Annotated in this window: 26 protein-coding genes; 15 read left to right on the forward strand and 11 right to left on the reverse strand. The window is 54.5% G+C overall.

Annotated elements, in window-relative coordinates:
- Positions 1–99: 99 nt before the first annotated feature.
- From recJ to xerD, 3 genes are all read right to left on the reverse strand, one after another.
- Positions 100–1,824 carry a single-stranded-DNA-specific exonuclease RecJ gene (gene recJ, locus G462_RS0103155; RefSeq protein WP_035476613.1) on the reverse strand — a complete coding sequence of 575 codons (1,725 nt, stop codon included), beginning with the start codon at positions 1,822–1,824 and terminating at the stop codon, positions 100–102.
- Between the two features lie 122 nt (positions 1,825–1,946).
- The gene (locus tag G462_RS0103160; protein WP_026957696.1) at positions 1,947–2,720 is read right to left on the reverse strand and encodes a thioredoxin fold domain-containing protein; all 774 of its coding nucleotides are present in this window, start codon (positions 2,718–2,720) and stop codon (positions 1,947–1,949) included.
- Between the two features lie 187 nt (positions 2,721–2,907).
- Entirely contained in the window at positions 2,908–3,819 is a 912-nt protein-coding gene (gene xerD, locus G462_RS0103165; RefSeq protein WP_026957697.1) for a site-specific tyrosine recombinase XerD, read from the reverse strand.
- A 71-nt stretch (positions 3,820–3,890) separates the two neighbouring features.
- On the opposite strand from xerD, the gene fldB reads away from it, so the two are divergent.
- Positions 3,891–4,418, forward strand: a complete 528-nt coding sequence (gene fldB, locus G462_RS0103170) for a flavodoxin FldB (protein ID WP_026957698.1) — start codon at positions 3,891–3,893, stop codon at positions 4,416–4,418.
- A 77-nt stretch (positions 4,419–4,495) separates the two neighbouring features.
- Here fldB and brnQ read toward each other — a convergent pair whose 3' ends face one another.
- From brnQ to G462_RS0103185, 3 genes are all read right to left on the reverse strand, one after another.
- Positions 4,496–5,803 carry a branched-chain amino acid transport system II carrier protein gene (brnQ, locus tag G462_RS0103175; protein ID WP_026957699.1) on the reverse strand — a complete coding sequence of 436 codons (1,308 nt, stop codon included), beginning with the start codon at positions 5,801–5,803 and terminating at the stop codon, positions 4,496–4,498.
- Between the two features lie 211 nt (positions 5,804–6,014).
- On the reverse strand, positions 6,015–6,695 hold the full coding sequence (locus tag G462_RS0103180; RefSeq protein ID WP_026957700.1) for a DUF3313 domain-containing protein: 681 nt from the start codon (positions 6,693–6,695) through the stop codon (positions 6,015–6,017).
- A 94-nt stretch (positions 6,696–6,789) separates the two neighbouring features.
- A complete protein-coding gene (locus tag G462_RS0103185) occupies positions 6,790–7,512 on the reverse strand; it encodes a tRNA1(Val) (adenine(37)-N6)-methyltransferase (protein WP_026957701.1) in 723 nt (240 codons plus the stop codon).
- An 88-nt stretch (positions 7,513–7,600) separates the two neighbouring features.
- Between G462_RS0103185 and srmB the strand changes: the two genes are divergently transcribed.
- Positions 7,601–8,863: an ATP-dependent RNA helicase SrmB gene (gene srmB, locus G462_RS0103190; RefSeq protein WP_026957702.1), complete on the forward strand. Its 1,263-nt coding sequence runs from the start codon at positions 7,601–7,603 to the stop codon at positions 8,861–8,863.
- 52 nt (positions 8,864–8,915) lie between these two features.
- On the opposite strand, the gene G462_RS0103195 is transcribed toward srmB, so the two are convergent.
- The 4 genes from G462_RS0103195 to G462_RS0103210 form a co-directional block, all read right to left on the reverse strand.
- On the reverse strand, positions 8,916–9,269 hold the full coding sequence (locus tag G462_RS0103195; RefSeq protein ID WP_026957703.1) for a hypothetical protein: 354 nt from the start codon (positions 9,267–9,269) through the stop codon (positions 8,916–8,918).
- A gap of 200 nt (positions 9,270–9,469) precedes the next feature.
- Positions 9,470–10,249, reverse strand: a complete 780-nt coding sequence (yaaA, locus tag G462_RS0103200) for a peroxide stress protein YaaA (RefSeq protein WP_026957704.1) — start codon at positions 10,247–10,249, stop codon at positions 9,470–9,472.
- Between the two features lie 101 nt (positions 10,250–10,350).
- Positions 10,351–11,466 carry a PilT/PilU family type 4a pilus ATPase gene (locus G462_RS0103205; RefSeq protein ID WP_026957705.1) on the reverse strand — a complete coding sequence of 372 codons (1,116 nt, stop codon included), beginning with the start codon at positions 11,464–11,466 and terminating at the stop codon, positions 10,351–10,353.
- Positions 11,467–11,482: 16 nt separating this feature from the next.
- Positions 11,483–12,517: a type IV pilus twitching motility protein PilT gene (locus G462_RS0103210; protein ID WP_026957706.1), complete on the reverse strand. Its 1,035-nt coding sequence runs from the start codon at positions 12,515–12,517 to the stop codon at positions 11,483–11,485.
- Between the two features lie 33 nt (positions 12,518–12,550).
- On the opposite strand from G462_RS0103210, the gene G462_RS0103215 reads away from it, so the two are divergent.
- The 8 genes from G462_RS0103215 (at position 12,551) to G462_RS0103250 (ending at position 17,554) form a co-directional block, all read left to right on the forward strand.
- Positions 12,551–13,246, forward strand: a complete 696-nt coding sequence (locus tag G462_RS0103215; protein WP_026957707.1) for a YggS family pyridoxal phosphate-dependent enzyme — start codon at positions 12,551–12,553, stop codon at positions 13,244–13,246.
- Positions 13,247–13,256: 10 nt separating this feature from the next.
- Positions 13,257–14,078: a pyrroline-5-carboxylate reductase gene (gene proC, locus G462_RS0103220; protein ID WP_026957708.1), complete on the forward strand. Its 822-nt coding sequence runs from the start codon at positions 13,257–13,259 to the stop codon at positions 14,076–14,078.
- Positions 14,079–14,093: 15 nt separating this feature from the next.
- Positions 14,094–14,645 carry a YggT family protein gene (locus tag G462_RS0103225; protein WP_026957709.1) on the forward strand — a complete coding sequence of 184 codons (552 nt, stop codon included), beginning with the start codon at positions 14,094–14,096 and terminating at the stop codon, positions 14,643–14,645.
- A 3-nt stretch (positions 14,646–14,648) separates the two neighbouring features.
- A complete protein-coding gene (yggU, locus tag G462_RS0103230) occupies positions 14,649–14,945 on the forward strand; it encodes a DUF167 family protein YggU (protein ID WP_026957710.1) in 297 nt (98 codons plus the stop codon).
- A gap of 111 nt (positions 14,946–15,056) precedes the next feature.
- Positions 15,057–15,485 carry a DUF4426 domain-containing protein gene (locus G462_RS0103235; protein WP_026957711.1) on the forward strand — a complete coding sequence of 143 codons (429 nt, stop codon included), beginning with the start codon at positions 15,057–15,059 and terminating at the stop codon, positions 15,483–15,485.
- A 50-nt stretch (positions 15,486–15,535) separates the two neighbouring features.
- The gene (locus G462_RS0103240; protein ID WP_026957712.1) at positions 15,536–16,126 is read left to right on the forward strand and encodes an XTP/dITP diphosphatase; all 591 of its coding nucleotides are present in this window, start codon (positions 15,536–15,538) and stop codon (positions 16,124–16,126) included.
- A gap of 5 nt (positions 16,127–16,131) precedes the next feature.
- Positions 16,132–17,277 (forward strand): radical SAM family heme chaperone HemW, encoded by a 1,146-nt coding sequence (gene hemW, locus G462_RS0103245; RefSeq protein ID WP_211234182.1) that lies wholly within the window; start codon positions 16,132–16,134, stop codon positions 17,275–17,277.
- Positions 17,270–17,554, forward strand: a complete 285-nt coding sequence (locus G462_RS0103250) for a VF530 family protein (protein ID WP_026957714.1) — start codon at positions 17,270–17,272, stop codon at positions 17,552–17,554. Before hemW ends, G462_RS0103250 begins: the two co-directional genes overlap by 8 nt.
- 59 nt (positions 17,555–17,613) lie before the next feature.
- Here the strand turns inward: G462_RS0103250 and trmB are convergent, their stop codons facing one another.
- Positions 17,614–18,327, reverse strand: coding sequence for a tRNA (guanosine(46)-N7)-methyltransferase TrmB (gene trmB, locus G462_RS0103255; protein ID WP_026957715.1), 714 nt, complete (start codon positions 18,325–18,327; stop codon positions 17,614–17,616).
- Between the two features lie 341 nt (positions 18,328–18,668).
- On the opposite strand from trmB, the gene G462_RS0103260 reads away from it, so the two are divergent.
- The 5 genes from G462_RS0103260 to G462_RS0103280 all read left to right on the forward strand — a co-directional run bounded on the left by G462_RS0103260 (position 18,669) and on the right by G462_RS0103280 (position 22,993).
- Complete coding sequence (locus G462_RS0103260) at positions 18,669–19,922, forward strand: outer membrane protein transport protein (protein WP_026957716.1); 1,254 nt, start codon at positions 18,669–18,671, stop codon at positions 19,920–19,922.
- Positions 19,923–20,058: 136 nt separating this feature from the next.
- A complete protein-coding gene (locus G462_RS0103265) occupies positions 20,059–20,520 on the forward strand; it encodes an Lrp/AsnC family transcriptional regulator (RefSeq protein WP_026957717.1) in 462 nt (153 codons plus the stop codon).
- 89 nt (positions 20,521–20,609) lie between these two features.
- Positions 20,610–21,668: an A/G-specific adenine glycosylase gene (gene mutY, locus G462_RS0103270; RefSeq protein WP_026957718.1), complete on the forward strand. Its 1,059-nt coding sequence runs from the start codon at positions 20,610–20,612 to the stop codon at positions 21,666–21,668.
- Positions 21,669–21,677: 9 nt separating this feature from the next.
- Positions 21,678–21,950, forward strand: coding sequence for an oxidative damage protection protein (locus G462_RS0103275; protein WP_026957719.1), 273 nt, complete (start codon positions 21,678–21,680; stop codon positions 21,948–21,950).
- Between the two features lie 155 nt (positions 21,951–22,105).
- A complete protein-coding gene (locus G462_RS0103280; protein WP_026957720.1) occupies positions 22,106–22,993 on the forward strand; it encodes an AEC family transporter in 888 nt (295 codons plus the stop codon).
- Positions 22,994–22,999 lie beyond the last annotated feature (6 nt).

Here is a 22,999-nt window from a genome sequence, read left to right on the forward strand (position 1 = left end):
TATCATTTGCCCTCATCCTAGAGGCATAAAAGGGCAGCATCGACCCGAAACTTGCGAAGTGTTTGCAGAGCCGGCCCCAGTGCTAGTGAGGACACAGTGTTAGCGAGGCTCCAGATTCTCCACCATCAGCTGGACACTGCGACGACCACGGAACTCATTCACATCCAGCTTGTAGGCGATATGTACCCAGCGAATTGAAGCATCCGGCCAGCGGGCCCGATCGACATTAAAGGCAATCGCATCCAGCTCTGGCCCACCGGTTTGCGGCCGTAGGCTTAGCTTAAGGTGGCGCTCTCCCACCACTCGCTGCGAGCACAACTCAAACACCCCATCGAACAGCGGCTCGGGGAAGGCCTGCCCCCAAGGACCTGCCTCTCTCAGCAGTTGGGCGAAGTCGAGGTTAAGGTATTGCTCGTCCAGCTCGCCGTCGCTTAGTAGGGTGTGGGTTAGCTGCTCTTGTTCGATCCACTGCTCTGCCAAGGCCGATAGCTTCTCTTTAAACTCGTCAAAGCGCGCCTCGGGGATCGACAAGCCTGCGGCCATGGCGTGACCGCCATACTTCAGCAATAGCCCCGGATGGGTGGTGTCAAGGCGCTCCAGCATATCGCGCAGGTGCACCCCGGGAATGGAGCGCCCCGAGCCCTTTAGCTCGCCATTGTCGGCTTGGGCAAAAGCGAACACCGGACGATAGAAGCGCTCTTTAATACGCGAGGCTACCAAGCCCACCACCCCTTGGTGCCAATCAGGTCGATATAGGCTCAAGGCCAGTGGCAGGCTTTGTTGGTCGAGGCTGAGCGCTTCAACCGCCGCTTCTGCTTCTTGCTGCATGCTCAGCTCAATCTCTTTACGCTCAACATTCAGCGCATCCATCTCCGAGGCCAAGCGACGGGCATGGTTGATATCTTGGGTAATCAGGCACTCGATCCCCAGACTCATATCATCGAGGCGACCCACAGCATTCAGACGCGGGCCGATGGCGAAGCCAAGGTCACTGGCCACCATTCGCGACTGCTGGCGCTTAGCCACCTCAATCAACGCTTGAATACCGGGGCGACAGGCACCGGCGCGGATCCGCTGTAGCCCCTGATGCACCAGAATGCGGTTGTTGCTATCCAATGGCACCACATCGGCCACCGTCCCCAGTGCCACTAAATCCAAGAGGTTGCCAAGGTTGGGTTCGGCCTGTTGTAGCTGAGCGAACAGATTACGTTTACGCATCTCAGCACGCAGCGCCACCAACAAGTAAAAGGCCACCCCTACGCCTGCCAGGTTCTTGCTAGGGAAGCCACAGTCATTGAGGTTGGGGTTAACGATGGCGGCTGCTTTGGGTAGCTGTTCACCCGGTAAGTGGTGGTCGGTGACCAGCACTGGAATGCCCAGCGCAGTGGCCCGCTCCACCCCACTGATACTGGAGATCCCATTGTCTACCGTGATAATCAGCTGCGCCCCTTTGGCGGCAGCTAACTCGACAATCTCTGGGCTTAGGCCATAGCCATACTCGAAGCGGTTCGGTACCAGAAACTCCACCTGCTGGAAGCCAAACTGCGGCAGACCAGAGGTAAGCAGTGCACTAGAGGTGGCACCGTCGGCATCGAAGTCGCCAACGATCAAGATCTTAAGCTGCTTGGCAAGCGCATCCAGCAGCAGCTCCACCGCCCCTTCGACCCCACTCAACTGGTTGTAGGGCAGCATGGCTTGAGCGCCCCGTTCCAGCTGCGCCAGGTCACTCACTCCCCTACGGGCATAGATCTGCTTGAGCAAATCGGGCATATCGGCAGGGAGATGGGATACATCGGCCATCGGGCGGCGGCATATTTCAGGCATAGCAATCTCAGTCAGGAATGGGCGAACAGGGTCTTTCAGCAGGGATTAATAGCAGCAGCCCGCGGTGCAGGTCAACAGCGCGGGCTACTTGATTGTGTCACAAGCTAGGGAGTGGGCAGTGCCTAACCTTGCTGCAGCATCTTCAGTAGATCTGCTGGCGCGCGATAGCCCGGCAGCATGGTGCCATCTTCCAGGATCATTGCAGGCGTACCACGAATTCCCAGCTGCTGTCCTAGCTCGTACTGGGCGGCAACGTTGTCGTCGCAGCTGGCATTCGGCACTGACTGGCGGTTCTTGGCGCGAGTCATGGCATCCAATGGGTCTTCAGCACACCAGATATTGCTCAGGGTTTTGTGTGATGGCGAGTTCAGGCCATGGCGCGGGAAGGCCAAGTAACGCACGGTAATACCAAGGTCATTGTAGCCTTTTTGCATCGACTTCACCTTGGTTTCCTGGTCAACATGCTCGTATTCACGCAGCTGACTGTGCAGCAACTGGCAGTAGCCGCAGGTGGTGTCGGTAAACACCGTAATCACGTATTTCTCATCATCGGCTTTGTATTCGATAACATCATCGGCGAAGGGCGCCAGCAGGGCGGCGCGGTCGCCATTCATGGCTTGCTCGGTCAGATTCACTTGATTAACCAAGTCAAACATTTGCCCTTGCACCAGATAGTTACCATCGGCGCTAACGTAAAGCACCATGGCGCCCGCCTTGATCTGATAAAGCCCGTCGATGGGCGATGGACTCAGTTCATCTACCTGCCCGCCCAAGCGCGCTTCCAGTGTGGTTCTCAGCGCCTCGAGCTCGGCATCATCGGCAGCATCGGCAGCATTAGCGGTGCCAACGGTGACGCTCAGGGCGAGCACGGCTAGCAAGCCTTTAATCATTTTCATTCTAACTCCAGCGTATAGAAGGGGACCCAATCATAGAGTCCTGTATGAACCGATAGTTCATCAGGCCTTACTACCGACCGGGGAACTTGGGAAAAACTTACTCTTAGCGCCAAACAAATGCAATCACTGTCGTTGTCTTGCCTACCCTTCACGCTTCAAGTTTGTGAAACGCTCCCAAATCATAGGCTTAAGCACGAGGGTGATGCTGCATATACACCTCTTGCATACGCTCCTTGGCAATATGGGTATAGATCTGAGTGGTGCTCAGGTCGCTATGACCCAACAACAGCTGTACCACCCGCAGGTCGGCCCCATGGCTGAGCAAGTGAGTGGCAAAGGCATGGCGCAAGGTGTGGGGCGAGAGATCGTCACCGGGGATCCCCACCCGCTGGGCATAGTGCTTGATACGGTGCCAGAAGGTCTGGCGGGTCATTTGCCGCCCGCGACTGCTGGGGAAGACCACATCACTCTCGCCTTTTAGCAGCAGCGGCCGCGCCTGCCGATAGTAGCGTTCAACACAATCAAGTGCATGCTCGCCCAGTGGCACCAGCCGCTCTTTGCCGCCTTTCCCCACTACCCGCACCAAGCCTTGGCGCAGGTTTAGCTGCTCCAGTTGCAGCCCCACCAGCTCGCTCACCCGCAGGCCAGTGGCGTACAGCACCTCCAGCATGGCGCGATCGCGGTGCTCGATGGGCAGTTCCAGGTCCGGCTCACTGAGTAGCTGCTCGACCTGCTGCTCGCTTAAGGTCTTGGGCAGGCGCTTGGCTTGTTTGGGCTGGGCGAGTAAGGCGGTAGGATCGTCATCGCGCTTTTTCGCGGCAATCAGCGATTGATAGAAGCGACGCATCGAGGAGAGCTGGCGAGCGGCGCTGCTCGGCTTTTGCTGCTGTTGATAGCGCCATTCGACAAAATCTTGCAGGTCTTCAAAGCTGGCGGCCACCAGCTCAACCCGCCGTTTCTCTAAAAACAACGCTAGTGCGTTAAGGTCGTTGCGGTAGCTACTGAGGGTATTTTCAGCCAAGCCGCGTTCCAGCCAAAGCTGTTCGATAAACAGGTCGATGGCACGCAGGTTGGTTGCAAACTTAGGTTGTTGGCTCATGTCCAATCTCGTTGTAGGGACAGAGATAATGTTACACTGCCCGCTCGCAACTTCGATACGAGGGACAATCAGTGTCTATTGGTCTGTTTTACGGCTCATCCACCTGCTACACCGAGATGGCAGCAGAAAAGATCCAGGCTCAGTTTGGCGACGATCTTGTCAGCATCCATAACATTAAGGAGGTCGAGCCAGAGCAGATGCAACACTATCCAGTCTTGATTCTGGGGATCTCTACCTGGGATTATGGCGAACTCCAGGAAGATTGGGAAGCGGTTTGGGAGAATCTGGAACAGCTCGATTTCAGCAATAAAACCATTGCCTTATTTGGCCTTGGCGATCAGGTAGGCTACACCGAGTGGTTCCTCGATGCGCTGGGTATGCTGTTCGAAAAGCTGGCGCCGTCGGGGGCGAATTTTATCGGCTTTTGGCCCAACCAAGGCTATGAGTTTGAAGCCTCAAAGGCGCTCACCGAAGACGGTCAATTCTTCTATGGTCTAGCGCTGGACGATGAGAACCAATACGAGCGCAGCGACCAGCGCATCGCCGATTGGTGTGATCAGCTAAAACAGGAGCTGACCGAGCTGAGCAGCGCCAGTTAAGCAATAGTTACTCTGCAGATACAACAAAGGCGGCCTAGGCCGTCTTTGTTCATTTCAATCAATCGTCAAGCAAGCGCTTATGCCGCTTCCTCAGCCAGCGCTTTGGCTGGACGAGCCAACAGGCTTACCACCATCGCCGCCAGAGTAGGCAATACCCAAGCAAAGCCTTGCTCAAAGCCCGGAAGGAAGTTCAGCACCTTCAGGTCCAAGCCCGCAGCACGCAGTCCATCGAACAGACCGAACAGCGCCGCCACGCCGATGATCATGCCAGCTGCCTGCTCTGGACGATTAAAGCGCTCAGCAATCAGGTTGTAGGCAATTAGCGCCATGGCTACTGGGTAGATACCCACCAGCACCGGAATCGATACCGTCAGCAGGTTATCCAGACCGATATTAGCAACTGCAATACAGAACACTGCACAGCCCCATGCCACAGCGTTGTAGCTGGTCTTAAAGGTTGAGCTGATGTAGGCAGTGAACGAAGAGATACCGCCCACCGCAGTACTGAAACAGGCCAAAGTTACGATAGCGGTTAATAGGTACTGGCCTTCTTTACCGAACAGCGCTGCAATATAAGCCACAAAAATCTGACCTCCGCTAGCACCTTCTGACGCCACGCCGGTTGCGGTTGCGCCCAGGTAGAACAGCACGAGGTAGAACAAGGTCAAACCGGTGGCTGCCACCAAGCTGGCCTTGGCCATGTACTTAAACTGATCGTTACGGTCAGTTACGCCCTTAGCTTTTAGCGCATCCACCATCAAGATACCGAACATCAACGCTGCCAGCGCATCCATGGTGTTGTAGCCTTCGATAAAGCCAACGCCGAACGGCATGCTGGCGTAGTCGCCTTGGGCTACCGCAATCTCAGCAAATGGCGTTTGGAATACCTGAAAGCCCAGGAAGGCAATACAGATAGCCAGAGTCGGCATCAGCACCTTACCCATGGAATCAATCAGCTTGCCCGGACGCAGTACAAAGAACATCGCCGCCAGGAAGTAGAACAGTGAGTAGGCAAACAAGATCAGCTGGCCGGGTTCGTCAAAGTAAGGCGCGAAGCCTAGCTCATAGGCCACCAAGCAGGTACGAGGAATACCGAATAGGGGAACCAGCACCAGGTAGATCGCCATCGCGATCGCCTTCGATGCCCATTTAGGCAGGTGACGACCCAGATCCATCAAACCACCGCCGGTCTTTGCCAGCGCCAGCAGACCCGCCAATGGCAGACCCACTGCGGTAACCAGGAAGCCGATAACGGCCAGCGCCAAGTTATCGCCAGCCATCAGGCCCGCAATGGGTGGGAAAATCAGGTTACCCGCCCCTAAAAAAAAGCATAAAACCATCAAGCCTAAGCTGATGGTATTCCATAGACCGAGTTGTTTGGTCACGATAAATCCTCGCAGTGTTTGCTCAGTGTTATTTTCTTAAAATTTGAGAGGCGTGACTATATAACAAGCAATATGCAATTAGAACCCGGACAGATGCCTATTTGAGGGGTGTATAGCAGTTTTTATGTCTATTGAAAGATCAATATCCAGAGAGGCTGATGGTGGGGATCTAACGACGCCCTACCATCATCTTTACATCATCTTTACATCATCAAGAGCTGAATGCAGCCGATAGTCTTTCAAACTCGCTAAACAAATCAACAGCATAGATGCTAAGGGCCTGCTCCAACTGGCTGGCATCGTCTGCTTGATTATCGCTGTGATAGTGCACCATCTGACGCAAACCGCTGCTGACCAGCTCACCGCGCTGGGCATCCAGCACCTGATATTCCAGCACTAGCAAAAATTCCGGCTCTCGCGGCTCGCCATCCAAGGCATCTTCAGCAAACCAGTTCTCAAGCATCTCGGCTTCACCGCTAGTGCCGAGATCTTCCAGCTCGATCAATGAGAGCGAGGTATACACCTCCAACACCCCAGCCTGCTTTTGATGTTGCTCAGGTGCTAGTAAGGGAATATCTGCATGCATGGCACCAGCTTGTAACAGCTGATCAACTCGCCGACCCATTTCATCGAGCAGTACCGGTAGCACCGGATCTTGATACTCAAACAACGGTACAGTGCGCAGCGGATGTAACTTAAGCGCATGGTAGTTTTTCAGTTGCAGCTCTTGGTCTACCCAGCGCCACGCTTTCGCGCCGGTAGCGGTGGTGTGTGGGTTTAACATCGGGGTAGCACTGCGCACGCTTGCATCAACGCTTGAGGTAGTACTACAGCCAGTGAACAACAGCGGGAAGGATAGCGCCACTAACAACGTAATCAGGCGACAGAACATCAGTATTTCCTTTAAGCTAGCACGTCAAAAAAATGAATCACCTCGCTTAAAGCAAATCACAGGCCAAAACTTGGCCATATGATAAAAATACAGATTAAAAGTTTAGATAATAATCTTTGGTCAAATTCCTGAACTGCTCGCTGTAGGCCCCTTCATCACCATGCACCAGTAATGTTTGCGCGAGCGCTTGTTCGACAGGCCGGGGCAACAACTCCAGTAAACTGCGGGTTGCGGGTTTACCGGCTTTGGTCACAACATTGAGGCGCAGACCGAGCCACCAACCGTGCTGCTGAGCTTGTGCCAGCCATAGCCGCGCCACATCACTTGGCAGCACCAGACACACTCGCGAGCCTTTATGGGTGAGTGCGCTCAAGCTGTCAAAAAAACTAGCAGCCGATAATTGGTTGCTGTGGCGCGCCAACATGCGTTTAGCATCAAACTGCTGGCCGGCCGGGAAATATGGCGGGTTGGAGACCACTAAGTCATAGTCCTCGACCGCCTGATGCTGCTGCAAAGCACAGTGATGCACAGCCACTCGATTGGGCCACGGGCTATGCGCCACATTCTCACGCGCTTGTTGGCAGGCGTCCGCCTCAATGTCCAGCGCATCGATATGCACGCCCAGCCCACTACGCTGAGCCAGCATCAGCGCTACCAAGCCACTGCCACAGCCCACATCCAATATTCGCTTAGCATCACCCGGCTGTGCCCAAGCGCCAAGCAACACCCCATCGGTGCCCACTTTCATGGCGCAGCGGTCATGGGCGACGTGGAACTGCTTAAAGGTGAAACCTTTACGTGTAGAATGTTTGGTCATTACTTGCTTGTACCTAACTACAGCTATACTATCCCGGCGAATTTAATTGACTAATATCGGCGCTGCAAGTCAGCGCGAGTAGATGACCATGACCTTTGAAGAACTCGATCTCGAACCTGCCCTCTTGCAAGCCCTTGAAGAAATGCAACTCACCAAGGCGACCACTATCCAGCAACGCTGCATTCCCAGCCTGTTGGACGGGCGGGATGTTCTGGCATCTGCTCCCACCGGTACCGGTAAAACACTGGCCTTTCTGCTGCCGGCAATTCAGCACTTAATCGATTTCCCACGCCGCAAGGCCGGACCGGGCCGCATTCTGGTGCTAACCCCGACCCGCGAGTTGGCAGTACAGGTTGCTGAACAGGCGCGTCTGGCCACCCAATACACCCATATCACCACCATCGATATCACTGGCGGCATGAGCTACGAAGAACATGCCGAGCAGCTTAAAGGCAATGTCGATATCGTGATCGCTACCCCCGGCCGTTTGATGGAGTACATCAAGTACAAGGTATTTGACTGCCAAGCGATTGAATGGCTGATCCTCGACGAAGCCGACCGCATGCTGGATATGGGCTTTATCGGTGATATGGAAGCGATCAGCGACAAGACCAGTGAGCGCAGCCAAACCGCACTGTTCTCTGCCACCCTAGAAGGCAAGGGCCTGCAGCGCTTCGCCGCTCAGGTAATGGAAGAGCCAGATGAGATCGAAGTGGATCCACCACGCCGTGAGCGCGGCAAGATCATGCAAACCCTGCACTTCTGTGACGATGCCAAGCACAAGTACCAACTGCTACGCCACTACCTTCAAGATGAAGACGCCGGCATTGAGCGCTGCATCGTATTCGTTAAAACCCGCGAGCGCCTGTTTGAGCTGGTCGAACAGCTTCAGGGTGATGAGATCCATGCCGCCTACCTGCGTGGCGAAATGGCGCAAGAAAAGCGAAACGAAGCGCTGCAACGCTTCCGCGATGGCGAAGTAAAGGTATTAGTGGCCACCGATGTGGCGGCGCGCGGTCTTGATGTGCCTGAGATCAGCCACGTGTTTAACTACGATCTGCCGCGCACGCCAGACGTGTACGTGCACCGCATTGGCCGTACCGCCCGTGGCGGCCGCAAAGGTTGGGCAATCAACCTGGTGGAAGCCCACGATATCAACCTGCTGGGCAAGATTGAGCGCTACACCGATGAGCCCATCAAGCGCCGAGTGATCGACAGCCTGCGCCCGCAGCATCGCGTCGCCAAAGCGTCGGTTAAGAAGAAAAAGCCGAAAACCACCGCCGAGCGCCGAGTCGCCAAGAAGCGTGCGAAAGGCCGCGCTAAAAAGGCAGCGAAAAAAGCCAAAGGTTAAACCGCTTGGCTGGGGCGCTAGCCCCAGCCAGCCAACTCCTGATGAATGACAGCTAGTCGATTGGGTCTATCAGCGCGCGGCGGATCACCGTCTTATCCAAGCTATCCCACAAGGCCTGATGGTCGTCCCGATCCAACAGACTGTTTAGCGAATTAATGCTGATACTCAGCTCCCACAAGCGCATATAGTAATCTTCCCGCTCAAGCTTGAGCTGGGCAATCTCAAACTGCTGCATGGCCAGTTGCTGCTTCATGGTCTGATAACAGTCCTCAACATTCTGCTCACAAGATGGCAGGCTGGGTAGCTCCTCTATCTGTTCGTAAAATGCTAGCTGTTCGTGAAATGCTAACGCCGGGGCAGACAAAGCCCCCATCATCAGTAACGATGGCATCAGTTTACTCAACATCCCATTCCCTCCTTTTATTGAAATGTCGCCATCCCAAACTAGCACGGGTCATTTGTCTATTTGGTCAAAAAGTAGGTACTTTGCAGGGATATCGGTGAAAGAGTGGTAGAAAATGTTGGTAGGTGGTTAAGTGTTAGAACTTAACCCAGAACCGCCGGGCACTGGGTTAAGCAACAAAACGAACAGCTATCACTGGGAGACTAGGCCGCGTTCTCTTCGCGCAGGAATACCAGCTCACTATCGCTGGAACTGGCCTCATCGAAGCGGTAGCCCTGATAGTCAAACTCACACAACTGAGCGGGTTCGCTCACTTGCTTATTCAGCATATAACGGACCATCAGACCACGGGCTTTCTTGGCGTAGAAGCTGATGATCTTGTATTGGCCATTCTTACAGTCTTTGAACACCGGGGTGATGATCTTGCCATCGAGCTTGTTAGCCTTCACCGCTTTGAAGTATTCGTTGGATGCCAGATTCACCAGCACGTTATCGCCCTGGGCCGCCAGTGCTTGGTTGAGCTGCTCGGTAATCAGCTCGCCCCAAAACGCATACAGGTTAGCACCGCGCGGGTTAGCCAGCTTAATACCCATCTCCAAGCGGTAGGCCATCATCAAATCGAGCGGACGCAGCACCCCGTAAAGGCCACTTAGGATGCGCAGATGTTGCTCGGCAAAAACCAGTTGCGGCTGCTCCAGGCTAAACGCATCCAAACCGGCATAGACATCGCCCTTAAACGCAAACAGCGCCTGACGCGCATTCTCCAAATCAAACTCCGGCTGCCACTCGGCAAAACGCGCCGCATTTAGCCCGGCCAGCTTGTCGCTGATCTTCATCTGGCTGGCGATATCCGACGGGCTCATTTGCCGGGCGATTTCGATAAGCTCTGCGCTATGGTCAAGCAGCGCAGGCTGACCGAACTGCTCGGTAGGTACCGGGGTTTGATAGTCGAGGGTTTTGGCAGGAGAGATCACTGCTAGCATGGCTGTTCCTTTCGTTTCCCGCCTAACACAGGCGAAGTTAAATCTCAGAGTTGCGTAACATTGCCCAGTGGGCCGCTTAGTTGGCCGCTTCGGGACGGCATCTAATAATCGATGGTAACCCCATCCAGCCCACTACTACCTGCCGATGGGTTACGTTTACTGTTTAGTTTTATCATCAAGCGCAAGTCATTGGCAGAGTCGGCATGGGCAAGGGCTTCCTCGTAACCGATATGCCCTTCGTCGTAGAGCTCAAATAGGCTTTGGTCAAAGGTTACCATGCCAAGCTCACGACTCTTAGCCATTAGCTCTTTTAACTTATGCATATCGCCTTTACGGATATGATCTGCAACCAAGGGGCTATTCAGCAGTATCTCAAATACCCCGCGTCGCGACCTTCCATCTTTGGTTGGCACCAGTTGCTGGGCAATGATTGCTCGTAGGTTGTAGGCCAGATCGAAACATAGCTGGCGGTGGCGCTCTTCGGGCACCAAGTGCATGATCCGCTCGATCGCTTGGTTGGCGTTGTTGGCATGCAAGGTGGCCATACACAAATGACCGGTTTCGGAGAACTGCAAGGCGATCTCCATGGTCTCACGGGTGCGGATCTCGCCAATTAGGATCACATCCGGCGCTTGTCGCAAGGAGTTCTTCAAGGCCTCGTCAAAGGACAGGGTATCCACCCCCACTTCACGCTGATTGACGATACAGCCGCGATGGCGGTGCAGATACTCCACCGGATCTTCGATGGTGAGAATATGCCCGGTGGAGTTGCGATTGCGATAATCGATCATGGTCGCCTGCGAGGTGGACTTACCCGCCCCGGTGGCCCCCACAAACAGGATCAAGCCACGTTTAGCCATGCCCAGCTCTTTGAGGATCTCCGGCAAGTGCAGCTCCTCAAAGGTGGGGATCTCGGTGGCAATCCGGCGGATCACCACACTGGGCTGCTCGCGCTGCCAAAAGGCACTGACCCTAAACCGCCCAAGGCCACGGCGGGAGATGGCAAAGTTGGCTTCGCGGGTTTTGCGAAACTCCACCATCTGCTCGGGGCTGCGCATGCTCTCAACCAGCGACATTAGGTCATCCACCATCAGCTTCTCCGGCAACAGCGCTTTGAGCTGCCCAGTTACCTTAGCACTAGGTGGCATGCCAATGGATAAATAGAGATCCGAGGCCTCTTGCTCCACCATCTTGTTAAGAATGCTATCCAGGTCCATGGCGATTCCTTAGCGTTTAGAAGTTGTTCGGATCCGCAGACTTATTGCGCGCATCCTCGTAGGTCACCATGCCTTGGTTAACCAACTCTTTCAGACACTGATCGAGGGTTTGCATGCCATGCGCCATACCGGTTTGGATCACTGAATACATCTGGGCCACCTTGTCTTCGCGAATCAGGTTACGAATAGCAGGAATACCGATCATAATCTCGTGCGCGGCCACACGCCCACCGCCCATACGCTTGAGCAGGGTTTGCGAGATCACCGCCCGCAATGACTCCGACAACATCGAGCGCACCATGTCTTTCTCGGCAGCCGGGAACACATCAATCACTCGGTCGATGGTTTTTGCCGCCGAGGTGGTGTGCAAGGTGCCAAACACCAAGTGGCCGGTTTCGGCCGCGGTCAGCGCTAAACGAATGGTTTCCAGATCCCGCATCTCACCCACCAAGATAATATCGGGGTCTTCCCGCAGCGCCGAGCGCAGGGCCGCGTTAAAGCTATGGGTGTCGCGATGCACTTCCCGTTGGTTGATCAGACATTGCTTGTTTTGATGTACAAATTCGATGGGGTCTTCAATGGTCAGGATGTGCTCGCGACGGTTGGTATTGATGTAATCGATCATCCCCGCCAGGGTGGTCGACTTACCGGAACCGGTTGGGCCGGTTACCAGCACCAAGCCGCGCGGGTTTTCTGCGATATCGCGGAAGATTGGCGGCGCCGAGAGCTGCTCCAAGGTCAGCACTTCTGAAGGAATGGTCCGAAACACCGCAGCCGCACCACGGTTTTGCTGGAAGGCATTCACCCTAAAGCGCGCCACCCCGGGCAACTCGAAGGAGAAGTCCACCTCGAGGTGCTCTTCATAGTCTTTGCGCTGCTTGTCGTTCATGATGTCGTAGATACGACGATGGACATCTTTGTGATCGAAGGGATCCACATTGAGCTTGCGAACTTCGCCATCAACTCGGATCAGTGGCGGCAGGCCCGCCGAGAGGTGTAGATCTGAGGCATTATGATTTACACTAAACGCCAGCAATTCAGTCACATCCATTTCTTTAGCCCTTTATTTTTAGCTAACTGTATTATGACGAGTATTACCCAAGGTCTGGAGTTTGTTAACCAACAAATTCGACAAGCCTGTGAGCAAGCCCAGCGAGATCCACAATCTGTGACTTTGCTGGCAGTCAGCAAAACCAAACCCTTTAGCGCCATCGAACAGGCTTACGCCGCAGGTCAGCGAGCCTTTGGCGAGAACTATGTGCAGGAAGGGGTGGATAAGATCCTGACAGCCCAGCAGCAAGACTGGCTGCAAGACCCCATCGAGTGGCACTTTATCGGCCCACTGCAATCCAACAAAACCCGCCTGGTGGCGGAGCACTTTGATTGGATGCAAACGGTGGATCGCCTCAAGATCGCCGAGCGCCTAAACCAGCAGCGCCCCACCGACTTGGCCCCACTAAAAGTGTGCCTGCAGGTCAATATCAGTGGCGAGAGCACAAAATCGGGGCTGAATATCGAACAAGTATTACCTCTGGCGGAAGAGATCGTTAAGCTAGACAAACTGGAATTAAAAGGACTAATGGCCATCCCACAAGCCACTCAGGATGAGCAACTAGAACAACAGTTTGCTGAAATGCAGCGTTGTTACCGAGCGTTACAGACACGCTTCCCGGGAGTTGATACCTTATCCATCGGCATGAGCGGCGACATGCAAGCGGCCATTAACGCCGGAAGCACCATGGTGCGGATCGGTACAGCAATCTTTGGTGCAAGAAATTAAGGGAGTACACATGACTGCAAAAATTGCATTCATTGGCGGCGGCAATATGGCTAAAGCCTTGATTGGTGGCTTAATTAACAATGGCACCTCGGCCAACCGGATCACCGTGGCCGATCCAAGCTTTGAGCAAACCGAAGCGCTACGTGAAGAGTTTGGCGTGAAGGTCACAGCCTACAACGCCTACGCTATCTTGGCTAGCGACGTAGTCGTGCTGGCGGTCAAACCGCAGATTATGGCAGATGTGTGTAAAGGCTTTGTCGACGCCGGCACCAACCTGCACGGCCGCTTATTTATCTCGATTGCCGCCGGGATCAGCGTGGCGCGCCTTAAAGAGATGCTCGGCAACGAAACTCAAGTGGTTCGCACCATGCCCAACACCCCAGCGCTAGTGGGACAAGGGATGACCGGCTTATACGCACCGGAAGATGTCACCGAGCAACAGCGCGAGCTGGCAGACAGCCTGATGCAAGCCGTGGGCAAGACCTGCTGGGTCGAGCAAGAGCACGAAATCAACCATATCATCGCCGCAGCGGGCAGCGCGCCGGCCTATTTCTTCCTGTTTATGGAAGCGATGCAAAAGCAGGCCGAGAAACTCGGCTTCACCCCAGAGCAAGCACGCGAAGTGGTTCAACAAGCCGCCTTGGGCAGCACTCAACTGGTAGCTGCTAATCCAGACCTTGATTTAGCGACCCTTCGGGCCAATGTTACTTCCAAGGGCGGAACCACCGCCGAAGCTATCCGAGTATTCCAAGAGCAACAGCTCGAGCAGATCGTTGCTAACGCCATGGATGCCGCCATTGCGCGCGCACTCGAGATGGAATCACTGTTTTAATTCATTGAGGACGCCATGCAAGCCTTGAATTTTTTGATCGGTACTGTTTTTGACCTCTACCTGATGGTGGTGTTGCTGCGGGTTTGGCTGCAACTGGCCCGTGCCGATTTCTACAACCCACTGAGTCAGTTTGTGGTGAAGGCCACTAACCCCGTTGTTGCACCTCTGCGTCGCATTATTCCCGGCGTCGGTGGCATCGATTGGGCCTCATTGTTGTTTGCCTTTGTGGTAGCGGCCGCCAAATGGGCGCTGCTGTTCCAGATCCGAGCAGGCGTGACCGACTGGCAGGGTATTCCCATCATTGCCGCACTTAACGTGGTGAAAGAAGCCGGTACCATGGTCTTTTGGGTATTGCTACTAAGGGCCATTCTGTCTTGGGTAAGCCAAGGCCGCAGCCCTATCGAGTATGTGCTGCATCAGCTAAGCGAACCGCTGCTAGCGCCTATTCGCCGTGTCGTTCCAGTAATGGGCGGCTTAGACCTGTCGGTATTGGTGCTGTTTATCGCCCTGAACTTCCTCAACATCTTGATTAGCGGCTGGTTCCCACTGATCTGGCCTTACTTGTAAGCCGTGCCAGCAGTCAGCTTCGACGACGTAAACCTGCTATTGCAGGTTTACGTCCAGCCTAAAGCCAGTCGCGACAGCATTGTCGGATTGCATGGCGAAGAGCTCAAGATTGCCATCACCGCGCCACCGGTCGATGGTAAAGCCAACCAGCACCTCACCAAGTACCTTGCTAAACAGTGTAAGGTCGCTAAGTCTCAAGTCAGCATCTTGCGCGGCGAGTTGGGCAGGCACAAAACCATTCAAGTGCAGGCACCACAGCAGCTGCCCGATGTGATAGCCAAATTGCTTACCGCAAAATAGTCGCTGCAAGCATCACAAGACAGATCCGGTCTATATAAGGAAATCTGATCGTTTGTCTATGCTGTTGGGTAACACAAGAGCTGACTGATTACGGAACAAGGAGAGAACACCATGCGTATCTTAATTGCCATCTTCAGCCTGATTAGCGCTCTGGCATTGCCCGTCCACGCCGAGCAGAAGGTCGACTTGGGGCCTTGGGAAGTACACTACGTGGTGTTTAACTCCACCTTTATCCCGCCCGAAGTCGCCACCGCTTATGGCCTCAAACGTAACGGCCGTAACGCGCTAATCAATATCTCGGTACTCAAAGCCGAAGGCGATGACAAAATCGCTCAGCGGTTGAGTGTTGAGGGCAGCGCGCAAAACCTGCTGGGCAACAAGAAGCAACTGAGCTTTAAGGAAGTGCGCGAAGGCGAGTCGGTCTACTACCTGTCGCAACTGACCTTTAGTAACGAAGAGACCTTCAACTTTGATATCACCCTGACTCAGGGCAACCAAACCCAACGACTGCAGTTCTCCCAGCAACTATACGTCGACTAGCGTGGGTCGAGGCTTTATCATGGCGGCCAAATTGTCGTCTCGAGAAGATCATGCAGAAACTGGTTCTGGCCACCGGCAACCCCGGTAAAGTAAAAGAGCTGGGCGAACTCCTTGCCCCGCACAACTTTGAAGTCCTTCCACAGAGCGCTTTCGACGTGCCAGATGCCGAAGAAACCGGCACCACCTTTGTCGAAAACGCCATTATCAAGGCCCGCCAGGCAGCCAAGCTCACCGGCCTTCCGGCGATCGCCGACGACTCCGGCCTGGCTGTAGACGCCCTTAATGGCGCACCGGGCCTCTATTCCGCCCGTTATGCCGGCAAAGGTGCCAGTGACCAAGACAACCTCAATAAACTGCTCGACGCGTTGCAAGGTGTCGCTCCCGAGCAGCGCACTGCTCAGTTCCACTGTGTACTGGTTTATCTGCGCCATGCCGACGACCCAGCCCCAATTATCTGCCACGGCCGCTGGCAAGGACAGATCACCGAGCAAGCCGCCGGCCAAGGCGGCTTCGGCTACGACCCGGTGTTTTGGTTAGAGAGCGAGGGCTGCACCTCGGCAGAGCTGACCAAGGAACGCAAAAACCAACTGAGTCACCGCGGGCAAGCCCTGCGCCAGCTACTGGAGCAGGTTTCCGCGTGAGCGCGCTGAGCTTGCCACCGCTAAGCCTGTATGTGCATATCCCATGGTGTGTGCAAAAGTGCCCCTATTGCGACTTTAACTCCCACGGGCAAAAGGGCGAGCTGCCTGAGCAGGCCTATGTGCAGGCCTTGCTAAGCGATCTCGAGCAAGAGTGTCAGCGCTTGCCGGCGGAGCATCGACGCCCTTTGCATAGCATCTTTATCGGTGGCGGTACGCCGAGCTTGTTTAGCCCAGCGGCGATTACTCAACTGTTAGATGGTGTTGCGCACCAGCTCCCCATGGAGCGGGATATCGAGATCACCATGGAGGCCAACCCCGGCACCGCCGAGGCGCAGCGATTTAAAGACTATTACTCGGCAGGGGTGAACCGCCTGTCGATTGGGGTGCAAAGCTTTCAGGCGCCACTTTTAAAGGCGCTCGGGCGGATCCACAACCCACAGGAGGCCAAGCAGGCCTTCGCTTACGCAGAGCAAGCGGGCTTCAGTCGCATCAATCTGGACCTGATGCATGGCCTCCCCGGCCAGAGCTTGGAGCAGGCGATGAGCGATCTAGAGCAAGCCTTTGACCTTGGCCCAAGTCATCTAAGCTGGTATCAGCTCACCATTGAAGCGAACACCGCGTTTGCCTCACGCCCGCCCAAGCTGCCCGATGAAGATCTGCTGTGGGATATCTACCAGCAGGGTCAGACCAAATTGGCGGAGGCTGGCTACCAACAATATGAAGTCTCGGCCTATTGCCGCGAGCAGGATCGCGCCCGCCATAACCTCAACTACTGGCGCTTCGGTGACTATATCGGCATCGGTTGTGGCGCCCACGGCAAGCTGACCCTGCCGGGCGGCATCGAGCGGAGCGAGCGCATCAAGCACCCCAAAGGCTATCTGGAAGATTTGCGCGGCTATGTAAACCGCCGCTGGCAGGTGGAAGCAGACGACTTACCCTTTGAGTACATGCTCAATCGCTTGCGTCTGTTCGAAGCTATCCCCAAGGCGGAGTTTGGTGCTCGCACTGGCCTTGCGCTAACTAGCATTGAGGCAGCCTTGACGCGCGCCAAAACACAAGGGCTGTTAACTGAAACTGATACCCATTGGAAGGTGACCCAACAGGGCCGCTTGTTCCTGAACTCTTTGCTGGACCTGTTTGTCGATGAATAATCAAGCCAATAACCCCTTGCATGGGGTCACCCTAAAGCAGATCGTCACCGAGCTGGAGCAGCGCTACGGCTGGGAAGGTCTGGCTAAGCGAATCAATATTCGCTGTTTTAGCCATGACCCGAGTATTAAGTCCAGCCTGCATTTTCTGCGGCGCACCCCGTGGGCCCGCGAGAAAGTAGAGCAGCTCTATGTCGATTCGTTGGATGAAGGTGAAAACGAATTGCAGCAGGGCCGTGATGATGATCCATGGGCACAGGCACGCAAGCGCCGCGACTAAGCCGTACACAGGATCAAAAAAAGGGCCGAAGCCCTTTTTTTAGTCACGCCGCAATCGATTTATACTTTTTCGAACATCAGATCCCACACACCATGGCCTAAGCGGTGGCCACGGTTTTCGAATTTGGTCAGTGGGCGGAAGTCCGGGCGCGGTACGTAGTCGCCAGCTTCAGACTGGTTGCGGTAACCCGGCGCGGCCGACATCACTTCCAGCATATGCTCGGCATAGTTCTCCCAGTCAGTAGCCATGTGGAACACGCCACCGACTTTGAGCTTGGCGCGGATCTGCTGCACAAACTCAGGTTGCACGATACGGCGCTTATGGTGGCGCTTCTTGTGCCACGGGTCTGGGAAGAATAGCTGTACGGTATCCAGTGAGTTATCGGCGATGCTGTCGGCCAGCACTTCTACCGCGTCGTGCTCAAACACCCGCAGGTTGGTAATGCCGCGCTCTGCCGCATCGGCCAAACAGGCGCCTACGCCGGGACGGTGCACCTCGATACCGATAAAGTTGACCTCAGGGTTGCGCTCCGCCATCTCCAGCAAGGACGCGCCCATTCCGAAGCCAATCTCCAGCACGGTTTTCGCTTCGCGACCAAACACCTCAGCAAGATCGAAGTTCTCACTTTGATGATCCAAGCCCATGTTTTGCCACTGTTGGCTTAGGGCCTGTTCCTGGCGCTTGGTTAGACGTCCCTCACGCTTAACAAAGCTGCGGATCCGACGCATAACTTTGCCTTCAGGTAACTCAATCTTGTTGGTGTCGTCGCTCATGATGCTCTCATTGGTACTGAACAGAAAAATACGCGCAAAATTGCGCCAAGGGCAGGCATTATCCAAACTTCCCCTGTTTTAGCAAGTTCACAGCTCAATTTCCCGTGACTTCGCCGCTACCTGGGCCCAGACAAGCGCTTACTCGCTAATGATAGAGCAATATTTATCATCGTCTTTTTTCTCCCCTTCCTGCCGATTTTTACAGCAAATATTGCGCTTCACGTCGCATAAAAACCTCCGACCACTTATAAAAACAGCGTGGTCGGATATGTGGATTGGAGTAAGCACTCTAGAATCGCGGCCAATTCAATCGTAATAATAATGACATAGTCGAGTAGTCCATGAAGCATACCAGCAAGACTCTGATTGCACTTGCCATCGCTGCTGCCACCAGCCAAGCCCACGCAGCAGGATTCCAACTTAACAGCCAGTCAGCCACCGGTATCGGTCGCGCCTTCGCAGGTGATGCAGTGATTGCCGACAACGCCTCAGTGCTGTCACGTAACCCAGCGGCGATGGCGATGTTTGATCGTCCTGAGCTATCTGTTGGCGCAGCAATCGCGGACGTCAAAATCAAAGTTTCGGATGCGGTTTACCATGGTTTGATAGATAGTAACCTTGGCTCCATTGATGATGCAGGTTCAACGAAAGTCATTCCAAACATCTATTACATTCACCCCATCAATAACAAATGGGCAGTTGGTGTTGCAGCGTTTTCTAACTTCGGTACGGGTACTGATACTTCTGGCTTGAACTCAGCTAATTCTCCAGGTTTCCAAAATCAATTCCTAGGAAACACCGAGCTAACAACCATCAACTTCAATGCGAGTGTCTCTTACCGTATCAATGAGCAACTAAGCTTGGGCGCAGGCATAGACATTATTCATGGCGCAGGTGAAATTCATCGCGGGGAAGCTATCCCTACAACGGGCTCACTACTTGACGTTGATGCAGATGGAATTGGTATTGGCGGTATCGTAGGCGCAACCTACGAACTGAACAAAGATCACCGCTTTGGTTTGAGCTACCGCTTCAGCCCAACCGTGAACGCATCCGGTGATGTTAAGAAGTTTGGCGCAGCGGGGCTAGATGAAATTGATGTTCCTGTGCCTGATATCTTCCAAATCGCTGGTTACCACAAGGTAGCAAGTCAGGTTGCTCTTCACTACACGGCTCAGTGGACCGGTTGGAGTGAATTCGACCGAATTTCTTCAAATGGTGGTGAAGAGATCAAGGTATACAATTGGGATGATTCTTGGTTGTTCTCGGTTGGCGCAACATACTACTTGAACCCTCAATGGGAACTTCGTGTCGGTTACATGCATGACCAAGGCGTAGTTGGCGGCAACTCAGAGCCTTCAATCTCGATTCCTGACTCAGACCGTAACTGGTACACCGCAGGTGCAAGCTGGCACTTTAGCAAAAACTCTACCGTTGACTTTGGCCTAGCAGTCGTTCGCGGTAAAGATGTAAACGTCGTTGAGCAAGGCGCTACTGTTGACCTTGGTGGTGGCCCAGTTAGCACTGGTGCACTGAGTGCAACAACTAACTCTAACGCGATCTACTACTCTCTTCAGTACAACTACCGTTTCTAAAGAGCTGATCTAGTGCTAAAACGGAGGCTTTCGCCTCCGTTTTTTGTATCTGCCGCTCCTGCATCAACTTGAATTTTCTGCAGCCTCACCACATCATAGAAAACTACTCTCTCAATCAAGCAATAGTGAGCAAGCCATGCTCGATAGCAAAGATAAGCTGATACTGGACTTGCTCCAGCGCGACGCCAGTATGCCGCTCAACGACATTGCCGAGCGGGTTGGCCTGTCCTCTACCCCCTGTTGGCGGCGGATCCAAAGGCTTGAGCAGCAAGGCTTTATTCAGGCACGGGTAGCGCTACTTGATCGCGCCAAGCTCAACCTTGGGGTGACCGTGTTTGTTAGCGTGCGCACCGCCCAGCATAACCAGCAGTGGCTGGCCCAATTCAAGAAGGCGATTGCCGATATCCCGGAGATTATCGAGGCGCACCGTATGAGTGGTAGCATCGACTACCTGCTGCAGGTGGTGGTGCCGAGCATTGATGACTATGATCGGGTCTACCAAGACTTGATCGAGAAGCTGCCGTTCAATGACATCAGCTCCGCCTTCTCCATGGAAGTGATGAAAAGCACCACCTCGCTTCCGACCCATTACCTGTAAGCAAAGGCCTGTAAATCAAAGCCTGTAAGCAAAAGTCTATAATCCAAAGCCTGTAAGCCAAAGCGACCAGCTCAACGTATTCACCAGCTATGACAACAATACCCTTTTCCCAACGCGTGCTCGCTTGGTTCGAGCAGCACGGCCGCAAGGACCTGCCTTGGCAGCAAAACAAGACGCCCTACACCGTATGGCTGTCTGAGATTATGCTGCAGCAAACCCAGGTGGCCACGGTAATCCCCTACTTCGAGCGCTTTATCCAGCGCTTCCCCAATGTGCAGGCTCTGGCCGAAGCGGAGCAAGACGAGGTACTGCACCTGTGGACTGGGCTGGGTTACTACGCCCGCGCCCGCAACCTACACAAGGCCGCTCAGCAGGTGGTCGAGCTGCATCAAGGCGCGTTTCCGCAAACGCTAGAACAGCTTAACGCCCTGCCCGGTATTGGCCGCTCCACCGCCGCTGCGATTTTGTCACTCTCGATGGGGCAACGTGCCGCCATCCTCGATGGCAACGTAAAGCGGGTACTGGCCCGCCACCAAGCTATCGCAGGCTGGCCGGGTAAGAAGCCGGTCGAAAACCAGCTGTGGGCGTTGGCCGAATCGCTAACCCCAGAGCAAGATTGCGCCAGCTACACCCAGGCGATGATGGACCTAGGTGCCACCCTGTGTACCCGCAGCAAGCCCGCCTGTGAGCGCTGCCCGGTGAATCAAGACTGTATGGCGTATAAAGAGGGCAACCCCAGTGCCTACCCCGGCAAAAAGCCCAAGAAGGCCCTGCCAGTGAAATCGACCACCATGTTGCTGGTAAGTTTTGAGGGTAAGGTATGGCTGCAGCGTCGTCCTCCGCAGGGCTTATGGGGCGGTCTGTACTGCTTTCCCGAGATCGGCACAGAACAGTTGGCGCAAGATTGGCTGGCCAAGCACCAGCTAGAGTGGGAGGGGATCTATGAGCTGTCTGAACTGCGCCATACCTTCAGCCATTTTCATCTGGATATCCAGCCGCTGTTGATCGAGCTTGCCGAACAGCCCGCGCTGGCGGTGATGGAACAAGACCAGCATCTTTGGTATAACTTGGCCAATCCCGACGAAGTCGGTTTGGCGGCAGTCACCAAGACCCTGCTCAAACAGCTTCATCAATCACGCGACATTTAGAAGGTTACCATGGCTCGAATCGTATACTGTCAGCGCCTGAAAAAAGAGGCCGAAGGCTTGGACTTCCAACTTATCCCCGGAGACTTGGGCAAGCGGGTGTTTGATAACATCTCCAAAGAGGCTTGGGGCGAGTGGCAGAAGAAGCAAACCATGCTGATCAACGAGAAAAAGCTCAACCTGATGAATCAGCCCGACCGTGAACTGCTGCAAGACGAAATGGTGAAATACCTATTCGAAGACGGCGATGTCGAGATCGAGGGCTACACCCCGCCCAGCGAGTAAGCGGGTATTAGCGCATTCGATAAGCCAAGCATTTCGCTTGGCTTTTTTGATTGCCAAGGCCACACGAACATCCCGCATCTACCACTAAAGGCTAGTAGTTTCATTGGCCTACGCGGGCTAGCTTTAGGCTTCTAACCTCGCACAAGGAAAGTGACTTGCTGGTTGAAATTCTACAGATCATGGTGCCCATTGTGGCTGTTGTCGCCATCGGGCTGCTCTACGGGCGCCGCCACAAGCCTGATATCAGCGCCGCCAACCATATGAACACCGCCATCTTTGCTCCAGCGCTGATCTTCTCGGTGCTGGCCAGCACCGACAGTGCGATTCAGAACTACCTTAACATTACCTTGGCGGGTGGCTTTGTGGTCCTTGGCTCGGGCTTGGTGCTGCTGCCCTTGGTATGGCTGCTCAAGATTGATTTACGCAGCTTCCTACCGCCAATGATGTTCAATAACGCCGGCAACTTGGGCCTTCCCTTGCTGGTGCTGGCCTTCGGTGAGCAAGCCATGCCCTTGGCGGTATGCCTGCTGATTATCGAGATGCTGCTGCACTTTACCGTAGGCATCGTGCTGCTAACCGGCCGCTTCGATCTCAAGCAGATCCTCACCATGCCGATTATCCAAGCGACCATCCTCGGGGTAGCATGGAGCACCATGGGGTGGTCGTTGCCAGAGGTAGTGGCCATCCCACTGGAGATGTTGGGACAGATCTCGATTCCACTGATGCTGTTTACCTTAGGGGTTCGGCTAACCGAGGTGGATTTGAGCGATTGGAAGCTTGGGGTACTGGGTGCGATAGCCTGCCCACTTAGCGGCATCGTGTGCGCGCTACCGATGCTGTGGCTACTACCACTGTCTCCGCTGGAGCAGGCCTGTTTGCTGCTGTTTGCTAGCCTGCCCCCGGCGGTTTTGAACTTTATTGTGGCAGAGCAGTATCAAGTGGCTCCCAAGCGGGTGGCGTCTATCGTGTTGATCGGTAACTTGGGAAGCCTGCTAGTGATGCCGCTTATGCTATTTTTTGTGTGGATAGCTAATGGCTCGTGAGCAAGC

Source organism: Aliagarivorans taiwanensis DSM 22990, from assembly GCF_000429505.1.
Classification (GTDB): domain Bacteria; phylum Pseudomonadota; class Gammaproteobacteria; order Enterobacterales; family Celerinatantimonadaceae; genus Aliagarivorans; species Aliagarivorans taiwanensis.